Source organism: Pseudomonas sp. A214, from assembly GCF_900156295.1.
Lineage (GTDB): Bacteria > Pseudomonadota > Gammaproteobacteria > Pseudomonadales > Pseudomonadaceae > Aquipseudomonas > Aquipseudomonas rhizophila.
In genome coordinates, this window is record NZ_LT707062.1 from 5,819,241 (window position 1) to 5,841,482 (window position 22,242).

Annotated in this window: 18 protein-coding genes, 1 tRNA gene and 1 pseudogene; 7 read left to right on the forward strand and 13 right to left on the reverse strand. The window is 59.4% G+C overall.

Translation table 11 applies throughout. The features are described from left to right. The 6 genes from BW979_RS26095 to BW979_RS26120 all read right to left on the reverse strand — a co-directional run bounded on the left by BW979_RS26095 (position 1) and on the right by BW979_RS26120 (position 8,932). Positions 1-1,548, reverse strand: coding sequence for a TerC family protein (locus tag BW979_RS26095; protein WP_076386314.1), 1,548 nt, complete (start codon positions 1,546-1,548; stop codon positions 1-3). 374 nt (positions 1,549-1,922) lie between these two features. Continuing rightward, entirely contained in the window at positions 1,923-2,948 is a 1,026-nt protein-coding gene (locus BW979_RS26100; protein WP_076386316.1) for a sensor histidine kinase, read from the reverse strand. Between the two features lie 9 nt (positions 2,949-2,957). Further along, positions 2,958-4,418 carry an ATPase domain-containing protein gene (locus tag BW979_RS26105; RefSeq protein WP_076386318.1) on the reverse strand — a complete coding sequence of 487 codons (1,461 nt, stop codon included), beginning with the start codon at positions 4,416-4,418 and terminating at the stop codon, positions 2,958-2,960. Beyond that, positions 4,415-4,849: a hypothetical protein gene (locus BW979_RS26110; protein ID WP_047229387.1), complete on the reverse strand. Its 435-nt coding sequence runs from the start codon at positions 4,847-4,849 to the stop codon at positions 4,415-4,417. The genes BW979_RS26105 and BW979_RS26110 overlap by 4 nt, the downstream gene beginning before the upstream one ends. A gap of 174 nt (positions 4,850-5,023) precedes the next feature. Next, a complete protein-coding gene (locus BW979_RS26115; RefSeq protein ID WP_076386320.1) occupies positions 5,024-7,186 on the reverse strand; it encodes a methyl-accepting chemotaxis protein in 2,163 nt (720 codons plus the stop codon). A gap of 528 nt (positions 7,187-7,714) precedes the next feature. Next, complete coding sequence (locus BW979_RS26120; RefSeq protein WP_076386322.1) at positions 7,715-8,932, reverse strand: MFS transporter; 1,218 nt, start codon at positions 8,930-8,932, stop codon at positions 7,715-7,717. Positions 8,933-9,259: 327 nt separating this feature from the next. Between BW979_RS26120 and BW979_RS26125 the strand changes: the two genes are divergently transcribed. From BW979_RS26125 to ggt, 3 genes are all read left to right on the forward strand, one after another. Beyond that, positions 9,260-11,317 carry a methyl-accepting chemotaxis protein gene (locus tag BW979_RS26125; RefSeq protein ID WP_076386324.1) on the forward strand — a complete coding sequence of 686 codons (2,058 nt, stop codon included), beginning with the start codon at positions 9,260-9,262 and terminating at the stop codon, positions 11,315-11,317. Positions 11,318-11,420: 103 nt separating this feature from the next. Beyond that, positions 11,421-11,497, forward strand: a tRNA-Met gene (locus BW979_RS26130). A gap of 143 nt (positions 11,498-11,640) precedes the next feature. After that, on the forward strand, positions 11,641-13,482 hold the full coding sequence (gene ggt / locus BW979_RS26135; RefSeq protein ID WP_076386326.1) for a gamma-glutamyltransferase: 1,842 nt from the start codon (positions 11,641-11,643) through the stop codon (positions 13,480-13,482). 73 nt (positions 13,483-13,555) lie between these two features. Here the strand turns inward: ggt and BW979_RS26140 are convergent, their stop codons facing one another. The 4 genes and pseudogenes from BW979_RS26140 to BW979_RS28250 form a co-directional block, all read right to left on the reverse strand. Beyond that, on the reverse strand, positions 13,556-13,780 hold the full coding sequence (locus BW979_RS26140; RefSeq protein WP_047229383.1) for a helix-turn-helix domain-containing protein: 225 nt from the start codon (positions 13,778-13,780) through the stop codon (positions 13,556-13,558). Between the two features lie 7 nt (positions 13,781-13,787). Next, on the reverse strand, positions 13,788-14,342 hold the full coding sequence (locus BW979_RS26145; RefSeq protein WP_076386328.1) for a DUF2975 domain-containing protein: 555 nt from the start codon (positions 14,340-14,342) through the stop codon (positions 13,788-13,790). Between the two features lie 91 nt (positions 14,343-14,433). After that, the gene (locus BW979_RS28245; protein WP_373685103.1) at positions 14,434-14,865 is read right to left on the reverse strand and encodes a methyl-accepting chemotaxis protein; all 432 of its coding nucleotides are present in this window, start codon (positions 14,863-14,865) and stop codon (positions 14,434-14,436) included. A 108-nt stretch (positions 14,866-14,973) separates the two neighbouring features. After that, positions 14,974-15,750 (reverse strand): annotated as a pseudogene (locus BW979_RS28250) (PAS domain-containing protein); the annotation flags it as partial. Between the two features lie 220 nt (positions 15,751-15,970). Here BW979_RS28250 and BW979_RS26155 point away from each other — a divergent pair. The 3 genes from BW979_RS26155 (at position 15,971) to BW979_RS26165 (ending at position 19,360) form a co-directional block, all read left to right on the forward strand. Further along, positions 15,971-17,389 carry a short-chain fatty acid transporter gene (locus BW979_RS26155; RefSeq protein ID WP_076386741.1) on the forward strand — a complete coding sequence of 473 codons (1,419 nt, stop codon included), beginning with the start codon at positions 15,971-15,973 and terminating at the stop codon, positions 17,387-17,389. Between the two features lie 111 nt (positions 17,390-17,500). Next, positions 17,501-18,658: a hypothetical protein gene (locus BW979_RS26160; protein ID WP_047229380.1), complete on the forward strand. Its 1,158-nt coding sequence runs from the start codon at positions 17,501-17,503 to the stop codon at positions 18,656-18,658. Positions 18,659-18,832: 174 nt separating this feature from the next. Next, positions 18,833-19,360 (forward strand): lysine methyltransferase, encoded by a 528-nt coding sequence (locus tag BW979_RS26165; RefSeq protein ID WP_047229379.1) that lies wholly within the window; start codon positions 18,833-18,835, stop codon positions 19,358-19,360. Between the two features lie 10 nt (positions 19,361-19,370). On the opposite strand, the gene can is transcribed toward BW979_RS26165, so the two are convergent. After that, a complete protein-coding gene (can, locus tag BW979_RS26170; RefSeq protein ID WP_047229378.1) occupies positions 19,371-20,015 on the reverse strand; it encodes a carbonate dehydratase in 645 nt (214 codons plus the stop codon). A 132-nt stretch (positions 20,016-20,147) separates the two neighbouring features. Between can and BW979_RS26175 the strand changes: the two genes are divergently transcribed. Beyond that, positions 20,148-20,552: a serine kinase/phosphatase gene (locus BW979_RS26175; protein WP_076386330.1), complete on the forward strand. Its 405-nt coding sequence runs from the start codon at positions 20,148-20,150 to the stop codon at positions 20,550-20,552. Positions 20,553-20,832: 280 nt separating this feature from the next. Here BW979_RS26175 and rimI read toward each other — a convergent pair whose 3' ends face one another. Continuing rightward, positions 20,833-21,285 carry a ribosomal protein S18-alanine N-acetyltransferase gene (rimI, locus tag BW979_RS26180; protein WP_047229376.1) on the reverse strand — a complete coding sequence of 151 codons (453 nt, stop codon included), beginning with the start codon at positions 21,283-21,285 and terminating at the stop codon, positions 20,833-20,835. After that, positions 21,278-22,063, reverse strand: a complete 786-nt coding sequence (locus BW979_RS26185; RefSeq protein WP_076386332.1) for an energy transducer TonB — start codon at positions 22,061-22,063, stop codon at positions 21,278-21,280. The genes rimI and BW979_RS26185 overlap by 8 nt, the downstream gene beginning before the upstream one ends. Positions 22,064-22,242 lie beyond the last annotated feature (179 nt).

The window sequence follows — 22,242 nt, forward strand, 5'->3', positions numbered from 1 at the left end:
TTAGCTTTTACGCAACAGCACCCTCGTCACCCGACGCTCTTCAACCTCGACAACGGTCATGCTCCACTCTTGCCAATCGAGTTTGTCTCCGATGATGGGCAAGCGGTCCAGCAAGCTCATGACCAACCCGGCGAGCGTCTGATAGTCATCCGTCGCTTTTGCCTGGAAGCCGATGTGTTCGCGCACCTGGCTGAGATTCAGCGCGCCGCTGACCAGAAATCCGTCATCCTGGGCCACGATGTTCGGACCCTCTATTTCACTGGCATCGGGCAGTTCACCGGCGATGGATTCGAGAATATCGGTCATGGTGAGAAGACCAATGAAATCACCGAACTCGTTCACCACGAAGGCGATGTGGGTCGACTCTTTGCGCATCTGTTCCAGCGCGTTGAGAATCGTGAAGTTGTCCAGCAGGTTGATGGCCTTGCGAGCCATGGCTTCCAGATTCGGCTCGTTGCCCGCCAACAGTTCCTTGAGCAACTCCTTCTTGTGGATGAACCCCAGAGGCTCATCCACACGGCCGTCGCGGATCAACGGCAACCTGGAATACGACGAGTGCATCAGCCTGGTGCGGATCTCGTCTGGGGAATCGGCCAGGTCGAGGTGGTCGATTTCCGCCCGATGAGTCATGACACTGCGTATTGGGCGCTCCGCCAACTGCAACACACCACTGATCATGACCCGCTCACGTCGGTGGAAGACCTGTTCGGCTTCGTCGCCTGACAGCATGTCAGCGATCTCTTCACCGACTTCATCAGCCCCCAACTTGTGTCCACCCAGCAAACGCATGACGGCATGGGCAGTGCGTTCGCGCATAGGGCGATGCCCTTGCATGCTCTTCTTGCGACGAGAGCGAGCCAACTGGTTGAACAGTTCGATCAGGATCGAAAAACCGATCGCGGCATAGAGGTAGCCTTTCGGAATGTGGAAGCCCAGGCCCTCAGCCGTGAGGCTGAAGCCGATCATCATCAGAAAGCCCAGACAGAGCATGATGACGGTTGGGTGGCTGTTGACGAACTGGGTCAGGGGCTTACTTGCGATGATCATCAGGCCGATGGAGAAAATCACCGCGATCATCATGACCGACAGATGTTCCACCATGCCCACGGCCGTGATCACGGCGTCCAGGGAGAAGACCGCGTCCAGCACCACAATCTGCGCAACGATAGGCCAGAACATCGCATAGGCGGCGTTACCTGTACGCTCGGTGACATGCCCCTCAAGTCGTTCATGCAACTCCATGGTGGCCTTGAACAACAGGAATACACCACCGAACAGCATGATCAGGTCCCGGCCCGAGAACGTCTTGTCGAAGACCTCGAACAACGGCTCGGTCAGGGTCACCATCCAGGAGATGCTGGCCAGCAGGCCAAGGCGCATCAACAATGCCAGCGACAGGCCAATGATCCGGGCACGATCGCGCTGCTCCGGCGGCAGCTTGTCAGCCAGGATGGCAATAAACACAAGGTTATCAATGCCGAGCACCAGCTCCAGCACGATCAGGGTCAGCAGGCCAAGCCATGCCGTCGGATCAGCAATCCATTCCATAAGGGTTATTCAACCTCTCGTAGAGTCGGGGCGAAAGGTGCCAGGGAAAGAAGCTTTATCGAGCGGATAGAGCAAGGCATGACTTGGGAGGCGACACCGTTGGTCTCACTGGGAGAAATCGATGAGAAGCCTACGGATGGGATTTGGATAGCCAGCGATCCAGAAAAACCGGATAAACGCTGGGTAACGCAGAGCGGACTTGTAGGGGGCGCGGATTGAAAAAAACGACTGGGAGGCTCCAGAAGGGTGTTCATATAGACCTGAAAATAATTGGGGAGGTGATCCTATAATGTTTCCGAACGCGTCATACGCATCGAATTATTACAGAATCTGACATCCCCGCACGCGGCGGCAGATGGGACGACTGCGCAGCTTCATGGATTTGCCAACGGCAACCTCACCACGAACTCGCTCCCCTTGCCATCCCCCTCACTCTTGCCGACCACTGTGCCACCGTGGCTTTCGACCAACTCGCGCACCACCGTCAAACCAATGCCCAGGCCAACGCCGTTGAAGCCGATGGCGTGAACATCCTGCACAAAGGGTTCAAAAATAAACGGCAGCGCCTTGGCCGAAATACCTATGCCGGTATCACGGATGCTGACCTTCAAGACACTCCCTTCGACGGTAACCGACAATTCGACGGTGCCGCCCACAGGGGTGTATTTGACCGCATTACCCAGCAGGTTGCCGAGAATCTGAGCAAGCCGTACCGGATCGCCGTACACCAGCAGGGCACACTCGGGCAGTGTGGTGCTGAACAGCAAATTGCCGCTGACCATGGCCGGTTTACAGATATCGATGGCCTCGCGAACGATCTGCACCATATCGACAATCTGGCAATCGAGGCGAAACTTGCCGGTGCTGACGCGGGAGACATCGAGCAAGTCCTCCACTAATCGAGACATGTGCCGGACCTGACCTTCGATCAGCTTCTGCATGCGCGGCAACTCCTCACTGGGCACCCGCACCAGTCGGCCGGCAATCATGCTGATGGGCGTCAGCGGATGACGCAGTTCGTGGGCAACCAAAGCGAGAACGCTACGCTGGCGCTCCAGCGCCCGTTCGGCCGCGTCTTGCAGATGCTGCGCGCTAAGGGCGGCAATGACCAATTGCTCATTGGCCTCGCGCATCTGCCGATACAGTTGTTGTTCTGCCTGCGTGGAAGGTGGCTTTTCAGCCTCGGACTGGGCCGACAGGATCGCCAGGACCAGTTGCTGATTGGCCTCGATCAGTTGCTCGACATGTTGCTTGTCGGCAAGTTGGGTGTTGGCGTCGTTCAGCTCCTTGCGCAGCGCGGCCAGCACCGCACGCGCCTCGACGGTTTTCTGGCCGAGCAGGAACAGCTCGCGAGCGGCCATCGCCTTCGCCTGCTCATTCCCGCCATTGGCCTCATTCATGATGATGCCTCATCCAGTACCTTTGCCAGACAACTGCCGGGTAGGCCGGCCTCCGAGCAAACCTTCCTGATCCGGCAACATGTCACCGATCTGCAAACCGCTATCGTCAATGCTGTAAAGGCGTAACTCATCGGAGTGAGCGCTGGCCCGCACCTTGACCACGGCCATGATGCGCAATAAACGGCTTTGCACTTCAATGTAGCGCTGAACGATGATTGCATCGGTGAGAAAAGCCGTGCCGTAAGGACTGAAACGCAGATCCGTGTAGCGATCCTCCAACTCCGAGGTCAGCAATACACTGACACCGGCGCTGGTCAACGCGGTGACCATGCGCGACAGCGACTCGCGAAAGTCTTCGCGAAAGGTCGGCGCCAGGGCCAGTTCGAACCCCGACAGCGAGTCAATCACCACCCGCGTGGCGTTCAGGCGAGCAATCTCGCTCAACAGCAACTGCACGATCTCGTCGATGGACAGATCTGGAGCACGGCTATCCACCAGCCCGACTTTGCCGCTTTTAATCAAGTTTGAGAGGGTGGCGTTCTGGGAGTGATTCGGGCGCTGCTCGAACACGGCGATCACGCCGTTTTCACCGTTTCGCGCGCCTTCAGCGAGAAACGATGCCGCGAGAATGCTTTTTCCAGAACCCGACGGGCCAGCAACCAACAGGGAGTAACCGCGCGGCAGGCCACCACCGAGCATTTCGTCGAGCTGTGGCACACCCATTCCCAAGCGTTTGATGGGGAACTCCAGCGGGGCTTCGATCGGATTGTAGGGCGCAGGGGCAAATACCTTGATTCCCGATGGGGCGATACGGAAAGTGTGCAGACCCGGCAGCGTTGGCTGGCCACGCATCTTCATGATTTCCATCTTGCGCACCATGGAATTGCGCTGAACGCTCTGGCGCAGCCAGATCAGTCCGTCGGCCACGGTGAAAATCGGGTTGGTATCGGTTTCGGTAAAGTACTCACCAATCAGGAAAGTCGTGGCCTGCCAGGTGGTCATCAACATGCCCAGTTGCTGGACGAACTGCGGCAAGTTGTTATTCGGGTTGTCCTGGGTCTGGCTGGCCAGCACCACCGAGCGGAACGAGTCAACGAACACCAGCGCCGGAGAGTGCGCCTCCACCTCGCTGACAATGCGCCGCAGCACTTCGTCCAGATCCCCGGCCAGGGTATCGTCAGCCAGGTTGACGTAGCGGATCGAATGATTGATCGCGTCGCTGTCGAAGAAATCGAACTGCTGCTGATAGCGCAGCATCTTCAGTGGTGGCTCACCCAGCACGGTAAAAAACAGCGCCGGACGTGCGGGGGTCGCCAGGGCAAACATCATCTGGTGCGCGAGGGTAGTCTTGCCGCAACCGGGTGGGCCGGCGATCAGATTGAACGAAAACTCCGGCAATCCTCCGCCCAAGACCTCGTCCAGTCCTGGCACGCCGGTGGCCAAGCGGTTGATAGTCACTTTGCTGCTCATGGCGAATTTTCCTGCGAAGGGGTGTCGCTCAAAGAAGAATCCCACACGTCACGAAGCAAACGTGCGGTAAGCGAGGGTCCGATCAGCGTGGTCAGCAACTCATAGAAAGTGGTCAGCAACATTTCACCGAAAAACCGCGCATCGGCTTCGCTTTGCTCAACAAGCACTGAATTCAGGGCGGTCAGAACCATGCCGGACGGCACCTTGTTGCAGGTGCTGGTCAGGCGCGGATGAGCGGAGCCACACAGATGCAGGCTACGGCGATACAACGCGACAACCCCTTGCTGACCAATGACGGGCGTCAGGGTCGCCTCTATATCCTGCAAGATGGAAACGATCGCGTGGGCGGTCTTTGCAATGTCAGCGTTGGGGCCAACGCGGTGCGCCAGAGAAGCTACGATCTGACGGCTCTCTTCGCTTAGCGTGGACATGGCTAACTGGTATCCGATGGGCGAGTATCGATAGTACACCCTCAAGGGCGTTACCAAGACCCTATTGGATAACGCAATGCAATTGCGAACACTCAAGAACCGGATTGAATCCGCAGCGAGGGAGCTGGTCCCTCGCACAATAAATCTGAGTGGAGCACGTGGCCAGGAAACCCACTACCCCCTTTTGACTTTGAAGCGCCCCAGCACGCGCTGCATCAAAGATGCTCGCTCCGAAAGATCCTTGGCCGCCACCGCGCACTCTTGTGAGTTGGACTGGTTTTTCTGCGTCACTTCATCGATCTGCTCCAACCCGATGCTGGCCTGTTGCAGGCCTGAGGCTTGCTCGCTGGAGGCTTGATAGATCAATGAAACCAGGTTGGAAACAGCACTGGTTCCGCTGACGATGTTTTTCAGCGATTCGGCGGTCCGGCCCGCGATGATCATGCCGCGTTGCGTTTTGCTCGAGGAGTCGGCAATCAATGCAGCCGTCTGCTGGGCGGCCTCGGCGCTGCGGGCGGCCAGGCTACGCACCTCATCCGCCACCACAGCAAAACCACGCCCCAACTCACCTGCCCTGGCGGCTTCGATAGCCGCGTTCAACGCCAACAGGTTGGTTTGCGCGGCGATGTTGTCGATGGTGGTGATGATCGCGGTAATATCTTTGCCCGAATTGTCGATTTCGGCCATGGCGGCAATCAGCTCACTCATCAATTTGTCGCTTTCCCCGGCATCGGCCCGTGATGCCTGGGACTGCTCATCGGCCTTTTTGGCATTGGCGGCGTTGTCCCGGGTCTGTGCGGCCATTTGTGTCATCACCGCGCTGATTTCAGTGATGGACGACGCGGAATTGGACGCCCCATCGGACAATGACTGGCTCAGGTCGGTAACCTGCGCCGAGCTGCCGGTGATCTGGGTGGCACTGGCCTGAACTTCGCCAATCAGTTGGTTCAGATTACCCACCATCTTCTCCAGTGACTTGCCAAGGGTATCGTGGGGCGAGGACAACCGGACCTCCAGGTCCAGATCACCTTCGCTAATGCGCTCAGCCACCCTGACCTGCCGTTGCAGGCTTTCAGACATATCGTTGAGCGCGACAGACAACTGGCCCACTTCGTCCTCGGATTTCTGCACCAGGCGACGCGAGAAATCCCCCAGGCTGATGTTGGCTGCCAAGGCGGCGGCTTCGCGAATCGGCCCAACGATTTTTGCGGCGGCAAACCACAGGGCGACCAGCGCCAACAGCGAAACGCCCAGGCCAACCGACACCTGCCAGATGCTGTTGCTGATACTGCGCGCCTGTAACTCCTGCTCCAGGGCAATGGCCTGAGTCATGACCACTGCCTTTGGCAGGCGAATCAGCACCGCCCAGGGTTTACCTGTGCGCCCCAGCTCGATGGGCATCAGCACTTCGATATGCTGGGTGTGCGGATTGAGCAGACCGTCACCACGACCACTCTGGATATCGCGCAGCACTTTCTCCCAAGAGTCAGGCAACAAGGCCTTGATGGGCTGGCCAATCAGGTCGGTACGCTGACTGTCCGCGACCACCAGCCCCTGGTTACTCAGAATCGATACCGTGCCTTTGCCACCGTAGAGATCGGCCGACATCTGCTCGCTGAGTTTCTGGATAAAGTCGATATCGAAGTCAGCGCCGACCACGCCGTAGAACTTGCCATCGGATACGATCGGCACCGACAAAGTGGTCAGCCATACGTTTTTGCCCTGAACCACATAAGGAATGGGGTCCAGCACGCTTTCCTTCAGAGTGTCGCGTGGGCCGCTGTACCAACCCCCTTTGGGTACACCGTTCGGGTGGCGATCCGGGGAGTCATACTCGACCAATGGCTGTACTGCCACATGTCCGCCAGCGCTGCGCGTCCAGTAAGGCGTGAAGCGCCCGGTCAACGGATTACTGCCGTCCTGAGCATTGCGCAACACAAGATCCTGACCATCCAACGCGTCCGGTTCCCAGCAGGAGTAAGTGCCATTGAAGTCCGGGTTATCTTTTAGAACACTGAGCAATACCGTGTTGATCTGCTCACGTCCCAACGCCAAAGGGCTCTGCGAAGCCTTGCTGGAGGCAAAGGTATTGGCCATGGTGCGGGCCGCATCCAGAGCATTTTGCAACTTGGCCTGAATGGCATTGGCACGGGACTCGGCCAGGTTCTGAATTTCCCGGATCGTTGATTCTTCAACCAACGCCGAGACTTCGGTCGCCACGTATTGTTCATTGGCCCTGGCGGTAAAGAGCCCGTAAATAACCAGGCTAATTGATGAAACAAACAGACATACGCCTGCCGTGACACAAATGCGTGCCTGCAACGACTTGAACTTCATATCATCCCCTGCCTGATTATTTTTATTGCCAACGTTTAAGACGACAGCCTCAAACTTGTGCACGACACGGCAAATAACAATCGCTCACGGCTGTTTACGCTGTCCACGAGGCAATCGCCTTGAACGGACGCGGCGATACAACTGCTTTATAAGTATTTGTGGCAGGTAGGGGCGTGAGTCACCTCACCCGAGGGGTGAAGGTATTCAGATCAAGAGCCGAAGGCCTTATGTCCCAAGACAATAAGAGCGGCGGGTGGAAAGAATGTGGAAAGCTGCTTTCCGGTCACCCCAGCGGACTCCCTTGAAGATTGCCGCTGCGTCCATTCAATCCATCAACCACAGCAGCAAATTAACATGACCGACCTTTATACAAAATCAAACTTAAGACTTATACAAAACGGTACTTTAGTAGCGACTCCAAGCAACTAATCAAATCGCTCTGGTGGGCGGGTATTTTTTCAACGCTTTGCAATTCAGTTGTTTGCAAGGCCCGGCGGGGCCCACTCGCCTCCGCCGGTTGAGTACACGTCAGTTTTTTCTGCTTTTGGGCAGAAAAATCGCCAGGGCTCCAAACAACGGCAAAAACGAGCACAACCAATACACATACTCGATGCCGCGGATGTCGGCCAGATGCCCCAGCAGCGCGGCGCCAATCCCGCCGAAGCCAAACATCAAGCCAAAGAACACGCCGGCAATCATGCCGACGTTACCCGGCACCAGTTCCTGGGCATACACCACGATGGCCGAAAATGCCGAAGCCAGGATGAAGCCGATGACCACGCTGAGAATGCTGGTCCACAGCAGGTCAACGTGAGGCAGGATCAGCGTGAACGGTGCCACGCCAAGGATCGAGAACCAGATCACCGCCTTACGTCCGATCCTGTCGCCTATCGGACCGCCAAAGAAGGTCCCCGCCGCCACAGCGCCGAGGAACAGGAACAGATACAACTGCGACGACGCCACCGACAGGTCGAACTTCTCGATCAGGTAGAAGGTGAAGTAGCTGGTGAAACTGGCCATGTAGAAATACTTGGAGAACACCAGCAAACCCAGCACCGCCAATGCACTCAAGACCCGGCCCCTGGACAGACCGTGAGTAGCCGCCTGGCCTTGCTTGAGCTTGAACAGGTTCAGGTGATTGGCGTACCAGCGGCTGATGCGGTACAGCACGAACAGCGCAAACAGTGCGAACAGGCCGAACCAGGCCACATTACCTTGCCCGTAAGGAACGATGATCGCCGCCGCCAGCAACGGGCCGAAAGCAGAGCCGGCGTTACCGCCGACCTGGAACGTCGACTGCGCCAACCCATAACGCCCGCCCGACGCCAGGCGTGCGACTCGCGAGGCTTCAGGGTGAAAGGTCGAGGAGCCAATACCGATCAGACCGGCGGCCAGCAGGATCATGGCAAAACTGCCAACCATGGACATCATCACGATCCCGATCAGCGTGCAGACCGTACCGGCCGGCAGCAGCCAGGGCTTGGGGTGCCGGTCCGTGTGATAACCCACCCAGGGCTGCAGCAGCGATGCCGTCAACTGGAAGGTCAGCGTAATCAAGCCAACCTGGGTGAAGGTCAGCCCATAACTGGCCTTGAGCATCGGGTAAATAGACGGCAGTACCGCCTGGATCAGGTCGTTGATCAAATGCGCCAACGCCACGGCGCCGATGATGCGCATGACCAACGGGCTGCTTTGGGGTGTGGCAGGGATAGACGCGGTATCGACCTGGGTATCGCTGATAGCCATGGGAGTTTCCATACGGGGTTTGCACAGGAAGCGGATTCATCAATGTGCCATTTTTCGGTGCAGCAAGGCTATCCCCTTAGCTTGCTATCGACTTGAAATATTGTCAGCGAGCTCGGTAATAGCGCAAAGCCATGGTCTGAATCTTGCCTTGTTAACGGTCTACAACGCGGCCCCTTACAAAGGGGACCGAGAATGGGAAGTTTCGCTACAGAGCCAGCCTACAGAGCGGGCCTGGACAAACTTTCGAGGCCTTTTAAAAGGGCACCTGTTTCGGCACTGTGTCGAAACGCACAAAAATAGTGCAAAGGTGTTCAGGGGAGTATGGGCATGCAGGCTTTTCTATCACCGGGAATCAGGTTGCTGGGGCGTTTCGGCTTTGCCCGCAAATTTCAGTTGCTGTTCCTGCTTTTCATCCTGCCACTCATGGGCAGCCTGTGGATCATCGGCCAGGACTATCGCGACAAACTCAGCCTGATTTCCGAAGAACGCGCCGGGGTTCGCCAGTTGCTGGCCCTGGATAACCTGGACAACCTGCTCGCCGCCCAGCGCAACCGCGCGGCCCGTTGGCGAGCCACGGAAACCAATCGCCAGGCAACACCCGCAACGCTTGCCGCGATGGCTGCTTTCGATGCCGTGCAGCCGGCCCTCAACCAGGCCGCCAATGATCTGGGCAGCACCTTGCAAACCGAAGGTGCCGAAGCCGACACCCTGGCTCGCTTCCAAACGTTGCAAACCAGTCTCAATGGTCTTGATTCGAAAAGCCTGGGCACCGTCGGTTGGTGGCCGGACGGCTATGACCGCTTCACTGCGGCCTTGAGTGCCCTGCAAGCCTTGCGCGAGCAGATCGTCATGGACAATCGCCTGACCCTCGCCTCCTGGCTGGAAACCTACCTGCTGATCCAGATCTCGACCCAGCAGACACCGGACCTGATCGAGCGGGTCGGTCGCCTGGCCAGCGTTGGCCAGGCCTCCGTTGTGTCGGGTCAGTTCACCCTGCAAAGCCGCCTGCAATTGCGCGACCTGCGCAGCCGGATCGGCGATGCCCGGGATCAACTGGTCAAAACCGGTGGAGTACTGCAAGCGCGCCTGCCCAACGAACTGCAAGCCTGGGCCGGACAATTCCAAGACAGCCTCAAGCATCTGGATTCCGGCCTGAAAGTCCTGGATGAAGGGGTCTTCGCCGGCTCCATCAGCCTCAAGCCGGAAGAATTCGAGAAACACATGGATGCGCTCCTGGCGGACTTGGCGACCTTGCGCCAGCAGTCTCTGATGGCTCTGGATGCGCGACTGGACCACTACCACTCCTCGGCCATCCGCCAATTCACCCTGGTGGCCACGGTGCTGGGTTGTCTGCTGTTGGCCGCGCTTTACCTCTTCGTCTGCCTGCAAGCGTCCATCCGCCGCAGCGCCAGTGGCATCACATTACTGGCCGAAGCCCTGCGTGACGGCAACCTCAGTCTGCAAGTGCCGGTGCAAGGACGCGACGAACTGGCGGCCATCAGTACCGCTCTCAACGTTGCAGTGGTGCAGTTGCGCAACAGCCTGTTGGGTGTGGACCACGAAACGTTGCAGTTGAGCAATGCCGTTCGCACCCTCAACACGCACTCCAGCGGCGCCCTGGGCGAAGTCGAAGCCCAACAGATGCAGATCAGCCAGATCGCCGCGGCCGCCACGCAACTGGCCGCCACCTCTCAAGGGGTCGCCAGAAGCTGTGAACAGGCCTCCGACAGCGCCCAGCAGACCCGGCGTATCGCCGCCGACAGCAGCCGCGACAGTCAACGCACTACGGCGAGCATCCAGCAACTCAACCAGCGCCTCAACGAAACCGCCGCCGCATTGGGCCGGGTCAGCGAACAGGGGCAACAGATCCAGGTGGTGGTCGACACCATCCGCGGCGTAGCCGAGCAGACCAACCTGCTGGCCCTCAATGCCGCCATCGAAGCCGCTCGCGCTGGGGAACAGGGCCGTGGTTTCGCGGTGGTGGCCGATGAGGTACGCAGCCTGTCGCAACGCACCCAGTCCTCCACCCAACAGATTGCTGGCACCGTCGACAGCCTGCGCGCTACGGTCAACGAAGCGGTCAGCCTGATGGAAGCCGCATGCGGCCAGGCCCAGACCGACGCGCAAGCCGTTACCGGCCTTGGCGAGCGCCTGGGAGAAATTGCCAGCGCCGTGCAGAGCGTCACCGACACCCTGGCGCAAATCGCCACCGCGGTGGACGAACAAGCCAGCACCGCCGACGAGGTCAGCGGCAATATCCAGCAGGTCGACCAGGCGGCCATGCGATTGCTTGAAGGGGCACGCGCCGTGAACCTCGCGGCGGATACTTTGAGCCAGGGCAGCCAGGCCCTGAGCGCCAACACAGGGAGATTTCAACTCGGTTGACGGGTATTTGCGGCGAGGATTGATAAGCGGTTGAAAGCGCTGAGAAATATTTCAGATTTACGCTTGACACATCTTCGTTACCGGCGAATAATGCGCGCCACTTGGCTACATAGCTCAGTTGGTTAGAGCATAGCATTCATAATGCTGGGGTCCGGGGTTCAAGTCCCTGTGTAGCCACCAAGTACTAAAAACGGCTTATCGAAAGATAAGCCGTTTTTTTATGCCTCGATAAAAGCCGTCCCCCAAGTCCGCGCTGATTTGCGCCCGACGCCTCGCATCGCTACAGTCGATCCCTATCCCCTGGCCCACGGATGGAGCGACACATGCTTGCAGATCTGAAACCGAATCTTCATCGCCTGTCAGCCGTTTCGCTGCTGGCTGTAGCCCTGGCACTCGTTGCCTGTAAGGCCCCGTCCTCCTCCACAACCCCAGCATTGCCCGTCGCACCGGAGATCGCCTCCGGCTATCGCACCGACCTGCAGACCCGCCACGCCGACAAGCACATGGCCGCGGCGGCCAACCCGCTGGCGGCCGAAGCCGGGCGGCAGATGTTGCGGCGCGGCGGCTCGGCCATCGACGCGGCGATTGCCATGCAGGCGGTGCTGACCCTCGTGGAGCCGCAGTCCTCCGGGATCGGTGGCGGTGCATTCATCGTGTTGTGGGACGGCAAGGCAGTACGTACTTACGACGGTCGCGAAACGGCACCGGCCGGCGCCACCGAGAGACTTTTCCTGCAAGCAGATGGCAAACCCATGCCGTTTACCGCCGCGCAGATAGGCGGCCGTTCCGTGGGCACACCGGGCGTGTTGCGAGCACTGGAACTGGCCCATCGCAAACATGGCCGACTTGAATGGGCCACGCTGTTCGAGCCGGCCATCGCATTGGCCGAACAGGGTTTTGCGATCTCGCCCAGGTTGCACTCGATGATTGCGGCCGATGCGTCCCTGCCGGGGTCGCCGGACATGGCCGCCTATTTCCTGAACGCCGACGGCAGCCCGAAGGCGGTCGGCACCCTGCTGAAAAACCCCGCTTTGGCCGACGTGCTCAAGCGCATCGCCCGCGAAGGTCCCGACGCCTTGTACAAAGGGCCGATTGCCGAAGAAATCGTCGCCAAGGTGCAGAAGCATGCCAACCCCGGCAGCCTGTCATTGAATGACCTCCAGGGCTACGCCGCCCGGGAACGTGCGCCGCTTTGCACTGACTACAAGCGCTGGCAAGTCTGTGGCATGGCGCCCCCGTCTTCGGGCGGGATCGCCGTGGCACAGATTCTCGGAACCTTGCAGGCATTGGAGCAGCGCGACAGCCGCACGGCCCTCGCGCCCATGAAACCCGTCAAGACAGAGAAACCCGCCGGCATTGAGCCGACGCCCGAAGCAGTGCACCTGATCGCCGAAGCCGAACGCCTGACCTACGCCGACCGCGCCCTGTATGTCGCTGACTCGGACTTCGTCCCCGTACCGGTCAAAGGCCTGGTCGATCCCGGTTATCTGGCCAGCCGCGCGAGCCTGATCGGTCCACGCAGCATGGGCATCGCCAAACCCGGCACACCACCGGGCGTCCAGGTGGCCTACGCCCCGGACCGTTCGCCCCTGCGCATCTCCACCTCGCAAGTGGTGGCAGTGGATGACCAGGGTGGCGCCGTGTCGATGACCACCACGGTGGAGTCGGCGTTCGGCTCACACCTGATGGTCCGGGGTTTCATGCTCAACAACCAGATGACCGACTTCTCGTTCATACCCGAAGAAAATGGGCAAAAGGTCGCCAACCGCGTCGAACCCGGCAAACGCCCCCGCTCGTCCATGGCGCCGACCCTGATCTTCGATCGCCAGAGCGGTGAATTGCTGGCCGCTGTTGGCTCACCGGGAGGCTCCCAAATCATCGAATACGTCGCCAAGTCAGTGATCGGCCTGCTGGACTGGGACCTGGACGCGCAAGCCGCCATCAATCTTCCCAACTTCGGCAGCCGCAACGGCCCCACCGAACTGGAACAAGGTCAGTTCAGCCCGACGCTGATCCAGGCGTTGAAAAACAAAGGCCATGCCGTGAGCGAAATCGACATGACCAGCGGGACCCAGGCAATCGTCCGAGTCCGTGATGCCCAAGGCAAAACCTCACTGGCCGGTGGAGCGGACCCGCGGCGTGAGGGGCAGGCGCTGGGGGATTGAGCGTCGCGGCCATCCGACCGGTCTGCGAAGTCGCGTCGCCGCCCATCGCGGGCAGGCTCGCTCCCCCAAGGGGTCAAGCCTTGGGGGGATCGCTCTGCGGTTGGTAAATCAGCAAATCGGCGGGCTGACATTGCAGATGGCTGCAAATGGCTTCGAGGGTAGCCAGGCGAATACCCTTGACCTTTCCTTGCTTCAACAAGGAAAGGTTGGCTTCCGTAATGCCTATCGCGGCGGCAAGGTCCTTGGATTTAACCTTGCGCGTCGCCAGCATCACATCAAGTTGAATAACGATAGGCATAGGGCTCTCAAACAAAAGTCCGGTTTTCTGAATCGACTTCACTGGCCCGGGACAATATCCGGGCAATGATTGCAATGCAGGCTGCAAGAAACAACGCGACAAACGACGGGGCGGTAACGCTGAGGGTAAGCAGACGCTGACCGACCGGTGCATTGATCGTCACCAGCAGGCTGAGAAACGGCTCACACAGGAAATCCAGCAGCACCCACAGCGCCACAGCGCGGCCTACCTTCCCCAGGCAAACGGCTGCTTCGCTGGAAAAGTACTCGCCTTGGGCATATCGCTGGAACAACTGCCGCAAATGGCCCAGCCCGATCGCCAGTGCCAGCAGCGGTATGCTCGACAACAGCATTGCGCCAAGGCACTGCCAGCCAGTCAAGCGCATAGCCTCTGCTGACAAGCTCGACAGCTGTCGCTCGGTCAGGGCAAAGCCCAGACCGTATTCTGAAGCAACGTCAGGAAACAGCCAGACCCCGGCGTTGAGGACCATCATCGTGATAATGAAGACAAGTGTGATGACAGCCATGCGCTGGCTGTACAGGGCGAGACGATTCGAGGACATGGAAGGCTCCACAGAACAAAGGAAGCGCAAACCATAGCGGCGAAATTATCGTATAACAATAATTAATATGTAAAAAACGATAACATCAAACTCAAGTCGACAACTGATTGGCAAACTGGCTCACGGCATCGACCACCTTCTTCGCACCATCCTGAATCTCGACGATCACCGTCCCCGCCTCCGCTGCCAGGGCCAGACCCTGTTCGGCCTGGTGCTGGCCGTCGGTCATCAGTGCCACGGCGTTGCGGGCCATGTCCTGGTTCTGGCGAACCACGCCGACGATCTCATCAGTGGCCTGACTGGTACGCGACGCCAGTTGCCGCACTTCATCGGCCACCACCGCAAAGCCCCGGCCCTGCTCACCCGCCCGGGCGGCTTCGATGGCCGCGTTGAGCGCCAGCAGGTTGGTCTGTTCGGCAATGCCACTGATGGTCTTGACGATGGTGCCGATCACCAGGGATTGCTCATTCAGGGCCTCGATGCCTTCGCCGGCGGTTTGCATGTGCCGGGCCAGGTCACGCATCACGCCCACGGCCTGGGTCACCACGGTGGTGCCGCGCTGGGCGCTGCTGTCGGTTTGCAACGAGGTGCTGTAGGCAATGCCGGCCGCCTCGGAGACAGCTTTTTCCTGGTTGACCTGATCAGTGATGTTCGTGGCGAACTTGACCACTTTGTACAATCGCTCGTTGGCATCAAGCACCGGGTTGTAAGAGGCTTCCAGCCAGACTTCACGGCCGTTGCTGTCCAAGCGTTTGAAGCGACCGGCGACGAACTCGCCGCTATTGAGACGCTGCCAGAACTGCTGGTAGGTGGCGCTGTTGTACTCCTCCGGTTCGCAAAACATGCGGTGATGCTTGCCCTTGATCTGCGCCAGGCTGTAACCCATGGCATTGAGGAAGCGATCATTGGCTGTCAGTACGTGACCGCCCAGGTCGAATTCGATCACCGCCGTTGAACGCACCAGCGCACCAATGAGGTTTTCATGTTCACGCGACGCCTCGATGGTACGGGTCAGGTCGCTGGAATACATCGAGAAATAGCGGATTCGGCCATCAGCCGCCCGAACCGGTTGGAGAATCGAACGCAACCAGGCTTCCTTACCGTTGCCCCGGAGCAGCCGTACGGCGCCGGAGAAATGCTCGCCTCTAGTCAGCGCCGTCTTGAAACGCAACTGGAACTCATTGGATTTCAGGTAAGCCGGCACCAGCTCTTCGACAGACCGGCCGATGAGGTCCTGGGTCTTGTAGTGCATTTCGTCGAGAAAATTCTGATTGACCGTCTGCACCCGCCCTTCGGCATCCAGAGTGAGGGCCAGCATCTCGCGGTCCAAACTCTCCTTCACCTGCACAAGGCTGGACAGTTCCTGGCGAAGAGCCGAAAGCTCCTGCTTCAAGCGTTTATTGAACATGGCATGCTCCGAGAGCAGGAGAGTTAGGTGGCCTGTTCTCTTGCCATCGGCTCGCCGATTTTTTTCTAAAGAGCGCCCCGGGCCGCTTCTGAAAATAATCCTGCGCGCTCGCGAACCCCGATTAGCCTCCCATGGTCACTGGAATGTTCCAGTGTTGGCGCCTGACGCCAAGACCCTGCCGCACCCAATACCCATAACCATAAAAATCGAGGTAATTGCCGTGACCACCGACATACAAGACAGCCGTTCCGCCCGCTTCGCCTTGCGCTGTTCCAGTTTTGCCGAGCGCTGGTTCCCTGACTCCTGGGTATTTGCCGCCCTGGCAGTATTGGTAGTCGCGGTGGCGACACTGTTCATCGGCGCCAAACCCACGGCCGCCGCCATGGCGTTCGGCGATGGCTTCTGGAGCCTGATACCGTTCACCATGCAGATGGCCTTCGTGGTGATCGGCGGTTACGTGGTCGCCAGCTCGCCGCCCGCCGTCAAACTGATCGATCGCCTGGCACGCATCCCGAAAAACGGTCGCTCCGCGGTGGCCTGGGTCGCATTGATCTCCATGGTCGCGTCGCTGCTCAACTGGGGGCTTTCCCTGGTATTTGGCGGTTTATTGGTACGTGCCCTGGCCCGTCGCACCGATCTGAAAATGGACTATCGCGCCGCGGGCGCCGCCGCTTACCTGGGCCTGGGCGCGGTTTGGGCACTGGGTTTGTCTTCGTCGGCGGCGCAATTGCAGGCCAACCCGGCCAGCCTGCCACCGTCGATCCTGTCGATCACCGGGGTCATTCCGTTCACCCAGACCATTTTTCTCTGGCAATCGGGAGTGATGTTGCTGGCGTTGATCGTGATCTCGCTGATCGTGGCCTATGCCACCGCTCCCGGCCCGAACAGTGCCCGTGACGCCGCCGCCTGCGGGATTGATCCCAGCTTCAGCATGCCGGCATTGCAGCCTCGCACCCGCCCGGGAGAATGGCTGGAACATAGCCCGCTGCTGACCATTGCCCTGGCGCTACTGGCCGCCGGCTGGCTGTTCCACGAGTTCTCGACCAAACCTGCGATAAGCGCCATCTCCGGGCTCAACACCTATAACTTCCTGTTCCTGATGCTTGGCGCGTTGCTGCACTGGCGGCCGCGCAGCTTTCTCGATGCCGTGGCGCGCGCGGTGCCGACCACCACCGGCGTGCTGATCCAGTTCCCGCTGTACGGCTCGATTGCCGCGCTGCTGACCACGGTCAAGGGTAGCGACGCCCAGACGCTCGCCCATCACATATCCACCTTTTTCGTACAGATCGCGTCCCACGATACCTACGCCGTGTTGATGGGCGCCTACTCGGCGGTGCTGGGCTTTTTCATTCCTTCGGGAGGCGGCAAATGGATCATCGAAGCCCCCTATGTCATGCAGGTGGCCAATGATCTGAACTATCACCTGGGGTGGGCGGTGCAGATCTATAACGCCGCCGAAGCGCTGCCAAACCTGATCAATCCGTTCTACATGCTGCCGCTGCTGGGAGTGTTGGGGCTCAAGGCCCGGGACCTGATCGGTTTCTCCTTCGTGCAATTACTGGTTCACACGCCATTGGTGCTGGTGCTGCTGTGGGCGCTGGGGACGACATTGTCTTATCTGCCGCCCGTGATGCCATAAAGCCATAAAAAAGGGCCGATATTTTCGTCGGCCCACTTTTTCTTCGCTCCGGTCTGTTTCAGTATGGCTACACCCTGTTCGAGGGGTCCACACGCTGAAAAGGATCTGAGCATGTCCAAACTCGCCGTACTTTCTCTTGCCACCCTGGCCTTCAGTGCCGCCGCCCATGCCGACATCGATGTTCAGTTGGGCAGTACCGAACGCGTCACCCGTCTCTTCGCCTACCCCAACAACTGCAACGTCATTTGTTTTCGCAACTGGACGCTGGAGCAGACCGTTGAGCATTACCTGACCCAAAGCGTGCAGCGTGACGGCTACAGCGCGGCCAAGGTCAGCGTCAAAAGCGACAACGATAAGGTCTACGCCAGTATTAGCGGCGTGCCGCAAGACTACGGCAAACCGTTGACTGCGCTGCTGGATGCCGGTGACCTGGCATACAAGGGCGCCACCAAACTCAACAGCGATAACAAATGGGCCTACGACTGGTACCTGTTCCTGCCGCTGGGCATGGCCCTGGAGAACCGCAAGAGCATTGAGTTGCTGCACTTCCCGCCGGATTACTCCCTGACCCAGGCGCAGGACTACCTGGAATCGGCCACCACCGATCGCTGGGCCACGCTGCTGACCGCCAACGGCATCGCCGCCGAACAGACCCCGGCCTTCCAGACCATTGTCGACATCGCACCGATTGCGGCGCCATCCAATGCCGGCCAGGCGCTGGGCGGGGTCTACGACTATTTCAATGACTACCAGACCACCATGGTCAAGCAAGTCAGCCAGAACGCCAGCGGCGACGCCCTGCCGATGGTGGCCTTCGGCGCTCCCGTGCGGAACTGGATCAAGACACAGTACGGCCAGACCGTGGACGTGCTGGGTCTGGCGACCATTACGCCGACTGCGGGTGTCAAGGTTCCGGTCCTGGGCTCCAACCACCCGAGCTACATCTGGTATGCCGCCGACCCTGACAGCTACAACGGTGATCAGGCCAAGGCGGATGCGGCAGGTTTGAAAGTCATGGGTCAGGACCTCAGCGCTGCATGCTGGCAAGCCGGCATGGGCAGCAAACCGGGCACCGATCCGAGTGCGCAATTGAATCAATGCACACAGACCTGGCAGGTCACGCAAAAGGAAGAAACCTGTGAGCTGTTCTATACCTCGATCCGCAAGCTGTCTGCGGACGAAGCGGCGAAAAAATGCGCGGAGCCGGCGATCAAATCACAACTTCCACAATTGAAAGTCCCCATGCCAGCGCTGCCTGACGCGGTTTAAACCCCAAGGACTTTCCTGCGTAAGCCTGGGCTCACGCAGGAAAGCGCCTTTGGCTCCTGTCAGAGTCGACAGTAGATGTCGTTTCAAGGTTGCGCGAAGCTAGGCAGGTTTCAATGATCGCTGGCAGGATCGCCAGCGCCAGAAGGCCGAGCGTCCTACGCGACAGGGACCGTCATGACCACCTTCCTTGCAGACAGCGCATCCTCACCGAACGGGGACGGCATCTACCCCGAGAAACAACTCAGCACGCGCATGGGTTATCCATCCAGGCGCGATTTCGAAGTGCGCCAGACGACTAACGGCCGCGGCAATGGCATCGTCGCCCGCAAGCGGTTTGCGCCGTTGGAAAGGATGTGCAAGGTATCGGGACTGATCGTCAGCCGACGACGCCTGCATACACTGCAGATCCTGCCGGACATCCACATGTATGACCCGCGCTTCGCCGGATTGCTGCAGCACTCCTGCAGCCCGAACGTTTTCCTGGACATGAGCGAACTGTGGTTATGGGCGTTGACCATCATCGAGGAAGGTGACTGCCTGACGATGGATTACGCCAGTACCGAGCAGAAATTGTATCGACAGTTCGCCTGCCGGTGCGGTTCGTCCAACTGTCATGGCTGGATCACAGGCTATGACGAACCGCCCAACGAGCGAGGGATGAAATTTCTGCGGCACTGGCGTCGCCGCTGTCATCGCGACTGAATGAGCCGAATCAGGGCGCGCCGACCGGACGTAGCCGATACTGCGGCGGCAACTGCTCGAAACCGCTGATCGTCGTGTCCAGGCTTTTCCAGCGGCCGTCCTTGATCCCGTAGATACAGCCGTGAATCGACAGTTTCTGCCCGCGATGCCAAGCGTTCTGCACAATGCTGGTGTGGCCGACATTGGCCACCTGCTGGATCACATTGAGCTCGCACAAGCGATCCACGCGCTCTTCTTCGGTCGGCAATTGGGCCAACGTTTCGCGATGCTCGTAGTACAGGTCGCGAATCGAACGCAGCCAGCCGTCGATCAGACCCAGTTGACGATCCTGCATCGAGGCACGCACGCCGCCACAGCCGTAATGCCCGGTGACCAGGATATGTTTGACCTTGAGCACGTCCACCGCGTACTGGATCACCGACAGGCAGTTGAGGTCGGTGTGCAGCACCACGTTGGCCACGTTACGGTGCACAAACAGATCGCCGGGCAGCATGCCGACGATCTCGTTGGCCGGCACCCGCGCATCGGAACAGCCGATCCACAGATACTCAGGGGTTTGCTGACGGGCCAGCTTGGAAAAGAAATCAGGATCTTCCTGCTTGATCGCATCGGCCCAGCGCGCGTTGTTATCAATCAGATCTTGTAATTCGTTCATGCTATCTAGCCCTCGAGAATAGTGCGCAACTTTGACAGACGACCGCCCGTCGAGGTCACGTCCAGAATGCCGTTGGAATTCTCGCCACGGCTGTGGGTCCACCCAGTAAGCCCCACAGTATGAGGAATTGCCATGAATGATTCACGACGTCCTTTCGACGCGGTCCAGCCGGAACCCATCGACGATAACGAAGACCGCATGGGCTCGATGCATGAACTGGAATTCGACGAACAAGAGCCCAGCGCGAAAATCGGCGACGAACTGCCGGAAAATGAACGCGAACAGTTGATGCCGCGTGAACGCGTGCGTGAAGCCGGGCTGACAGGGGCTTCAACGGATGATCACGAACCCACCGACGACGACATGAGCCCGGAAACACTGATCCGCGAAGACGGTGCCCGGGACGCCCATGAAGCCGGTGACGACAAACGGGCGGACTGGGACCTGAGCGTAGTGGATGAAAATGACATTGGCGGGGGTGACGGGCTCGACGAAGCGGAAATGGCCGATATCGATCCGTTGGATGGCAAGCGGTAAGTGTCGATCGAGCTGACGCCATCGCGAGCAGGCTCGCTCCCACAGGTTCTGCGTCATAACCCAATGTCTTGAGCGATGCAGATCCAATGTGGGAGCGAGCCTGCTCGCGATAGCGGTGGATCAGTTTGCACTGGGGTTGAATGTGCCGCCGTCATCGCGAGCAAGCTCGCTCCCACAGGGTTTTGTGTTCGAGCGCAAATTTGATGCACACCGCCAAGCTCCCTGTGGGAGCGAGCTTGCTCGCGATGACGGCGTTGCGGTTAACCTCGATGTGGCAAGTTCAGTCCACCAAGGTACACGCCATGACCACCGCATCTTCGCGTCCGCCCACCGCGGGGTAGTAATCGCGGCGACGGCCGACTTCATTGAAGCCATAGCGCTCATACAGCCGGAACGCTGTGCGGTTGCTGTCACGCACTTCCAGGAAGCACTCCCGAGCCTCGGCCTTGTAGGCAATGGACATAAGATGCTCCAGCAGCCGCAAACCCAAGCCGCGCCCCTGGTTTTCCGGTTTGACGGTGATGTTGAGCAAGTGCGCTTCATCCAGAATGATCTGCACCACGCCGTGGCCCACTTGCTGCTGGCCTTCGAACATCAGCCAGATCTGGTACTTGCCCAGCCCGTCGAGAAAGATCCCTCGGGTCCAGGGGTGGCTGTAGGCCGCATATTCTATTTTCAGCACAGCGTCGAGGTCCGCCTCGGTCATCGGGCGGAACGATACAGCGTCACTCATTCGATTCTTTCCAACGCGCCATCAGCCGGCGCATGGCTTGCCAGACATCAGCCTTGCGCTGTGGCGTCTCCATTAACAATTCCAGGCCGGGCAACGCCCAGGCCGAGCCCAGGCCTTCGACCTGCAGTTCGCGATTGAACGCTTCAGCATCCACCTCACCAGCAAATTTCACCGCCGGCAGGCCTATCAGCCACAGGCACACGCAGGGCTCATCCTCAAGCCGCGCCGAGACGAAACCCTGGACAAAATCCCGCGCCGCTTCTGGTCCCTGGTCCATGGTCCCGCGAGACAACAACGGCCAGCGCACCGGCTCGCCAATGATCTGTGGGCTGTCCGGCAGACCGGCGGCGCGCAGCATGTCCTTGAGCAGCAGATACGCCGGATCGCGGCTTTGAAACGGTTCGCCCGTGGGCAGTTCCACCAGTAGCAGGCAACGTCCTGCCCGTAGCAGTTGCAGCGCGAAACGCGGCGGTGCGACGTAAGGGGTCTTGACCGGGGCCGGGGTCTCATCGGCGGCCTCTACCGGTTTGGCGTTGGTGCGGGTCGAAGCCAGGCTCGGGCGCGGAACCTCGATCTTCGGCCGTTCGACCACAGGCGCCACCGGCTCGGCAACCGTCCTGGCCACGGGCGCGCTCACGACCGGCTCGATATCCAGCGGCTCGGGCGTTTCCAGCAGCTCGGGCCGCGACGGGGCGGCAAACGGCAATTCGGTACGCGGCAGCCAGTTGACCACCTGCATGGCGGTCAGATAGGCGCGGCGGCGGGACTCGATAAGCAAGGGTCGGCCACTTGTGGATAACTGAAAGTGGAAGGGATTCTACCGCCCTTCGAGAGAGATCGCTTCCCTGTTGAATCAATAGTTGAGCGATTCAACCGACAGTCCGTCTCAGGGGTGAATCGCAACCGGCCTGATGCAGTACAATCGCCCCTTTTAATTGCCAACCCGACGGCCATTGC

Excerpts from the sequence above, each read along its gene's own strand:
- BW979_RS26095 (WP_076386314.1), bottom strand. The coding sequence starts at position 1,548 with ATGGAATGGATTGCTGATCCGACGGCATGGCTTGGCCTGCTGACCCTG.
- BW979_RS26100 (WP_076386316.1), bottom strand. The coding sequence starts at position 2,948 with ATGAATGAGGCCAATGGCGGGAATGAGCAGGCGAAGGCGATGGCCGCT.
- BW979_RS26105 (WP_076386318.1), bottom strand. The coding sequence starts at position 4,418 with ATGAGCAGCAAAGTGACTATCAACCGCTTGGCCACCGGCGTGCCAGGA.
- BW979_RS26110 (WP_047229387.1), bottom strand. The coding sequence starts at position 4,849 with ATGTCCACGCTAAGCGAAGAGAGCCGTCAGATCGTAGCTTCTCTGGCG.
- BW979_RS26115 (WP_076386320.1), bottom strand. The coding sequence starts at position 7,186 with ATGAAGTTCAAGTCGTTGCAGGCACGCATTTGTGTCACGGCAGGCGTA.
- BW979_RS26120 (WP_076386322.1), bottom strand. The coding sequence starts at position 8,932 with ATGGCTATCAGCGATACCCAGGTCGATACCGCGTCTATCCCTGCCACA.
- BW979_RS26125 (WP_076386324.1), top strand. The coding sequence starts at position 9,260 with ATGCAGGCTTTTCTATCACCGGGAATCAGGTTGCTGGGGCGTTTCGGC.
- ggt (WP_076386326.1), top strand. The coding sequence starts at position 11,641 with ATGCTTGCAGATCTGAAACCGAATCTTCATCGCCTGTCAGCCGTTTCG.
- BW979_RS26140 (WP_047229383.1), bottom strand. The coding sequence starts at position 13,780 with ATGCCTATCGTTATTCAACTTGATGTGATGCTGGCGACGCGCAAGGTT.
- BW979_RS26145 (WP_076386328.1), bottom strand. The coding sequence starts at position 14,342 with ATGTCCTCGAATCGTCTCGCCCTGTACAGCCAGCGCATGGCTGTCATC.
- BW979_RS28245 (WP_373685103.1), bottom strand. The coding sequence starts at position 14,865 with ATGCGTGACCTGGCCCGGCACATGCAAACCGCCGGCGAAGGCATCGAG.
- BW979_RS26160 (WP_047229380.1), top strand. The coding sequence starts at position 17,501 with ATGTCCAAACTCGCCGTACTTTCTCTTGCCACCCTGGCCTTCAGTGCC.
- BW979_RS26165 (WP_047229379.1), top strand. The coding sequence starts at position 18,833 with ATGACCACCTTCCTTGCAGACAGCGCATCCTCACCGAACGGGGACGGC.
- can (WP_047229378.1), bottom strand. The coding sequence starts at position 20,015 with ATGAACGAATTACAAGATCTGATTGATAACAACGCGCGCTGGGCCGAT.
- BW979_RS26175 (WP_076386330.1), top strand. The coding sequence starts at position 20,148 with ATGAATGATTCACGACGTCCTTTCGACGCGGTCCAGCCGGAACCCATC.
- rimI (WP_047229376.1), bottom strand. The coding sequence starts at position 21,285 with ATGAGTGACGCTGTATCGTTCCGCCCGATGACCGAGGCGGACCTCGAC.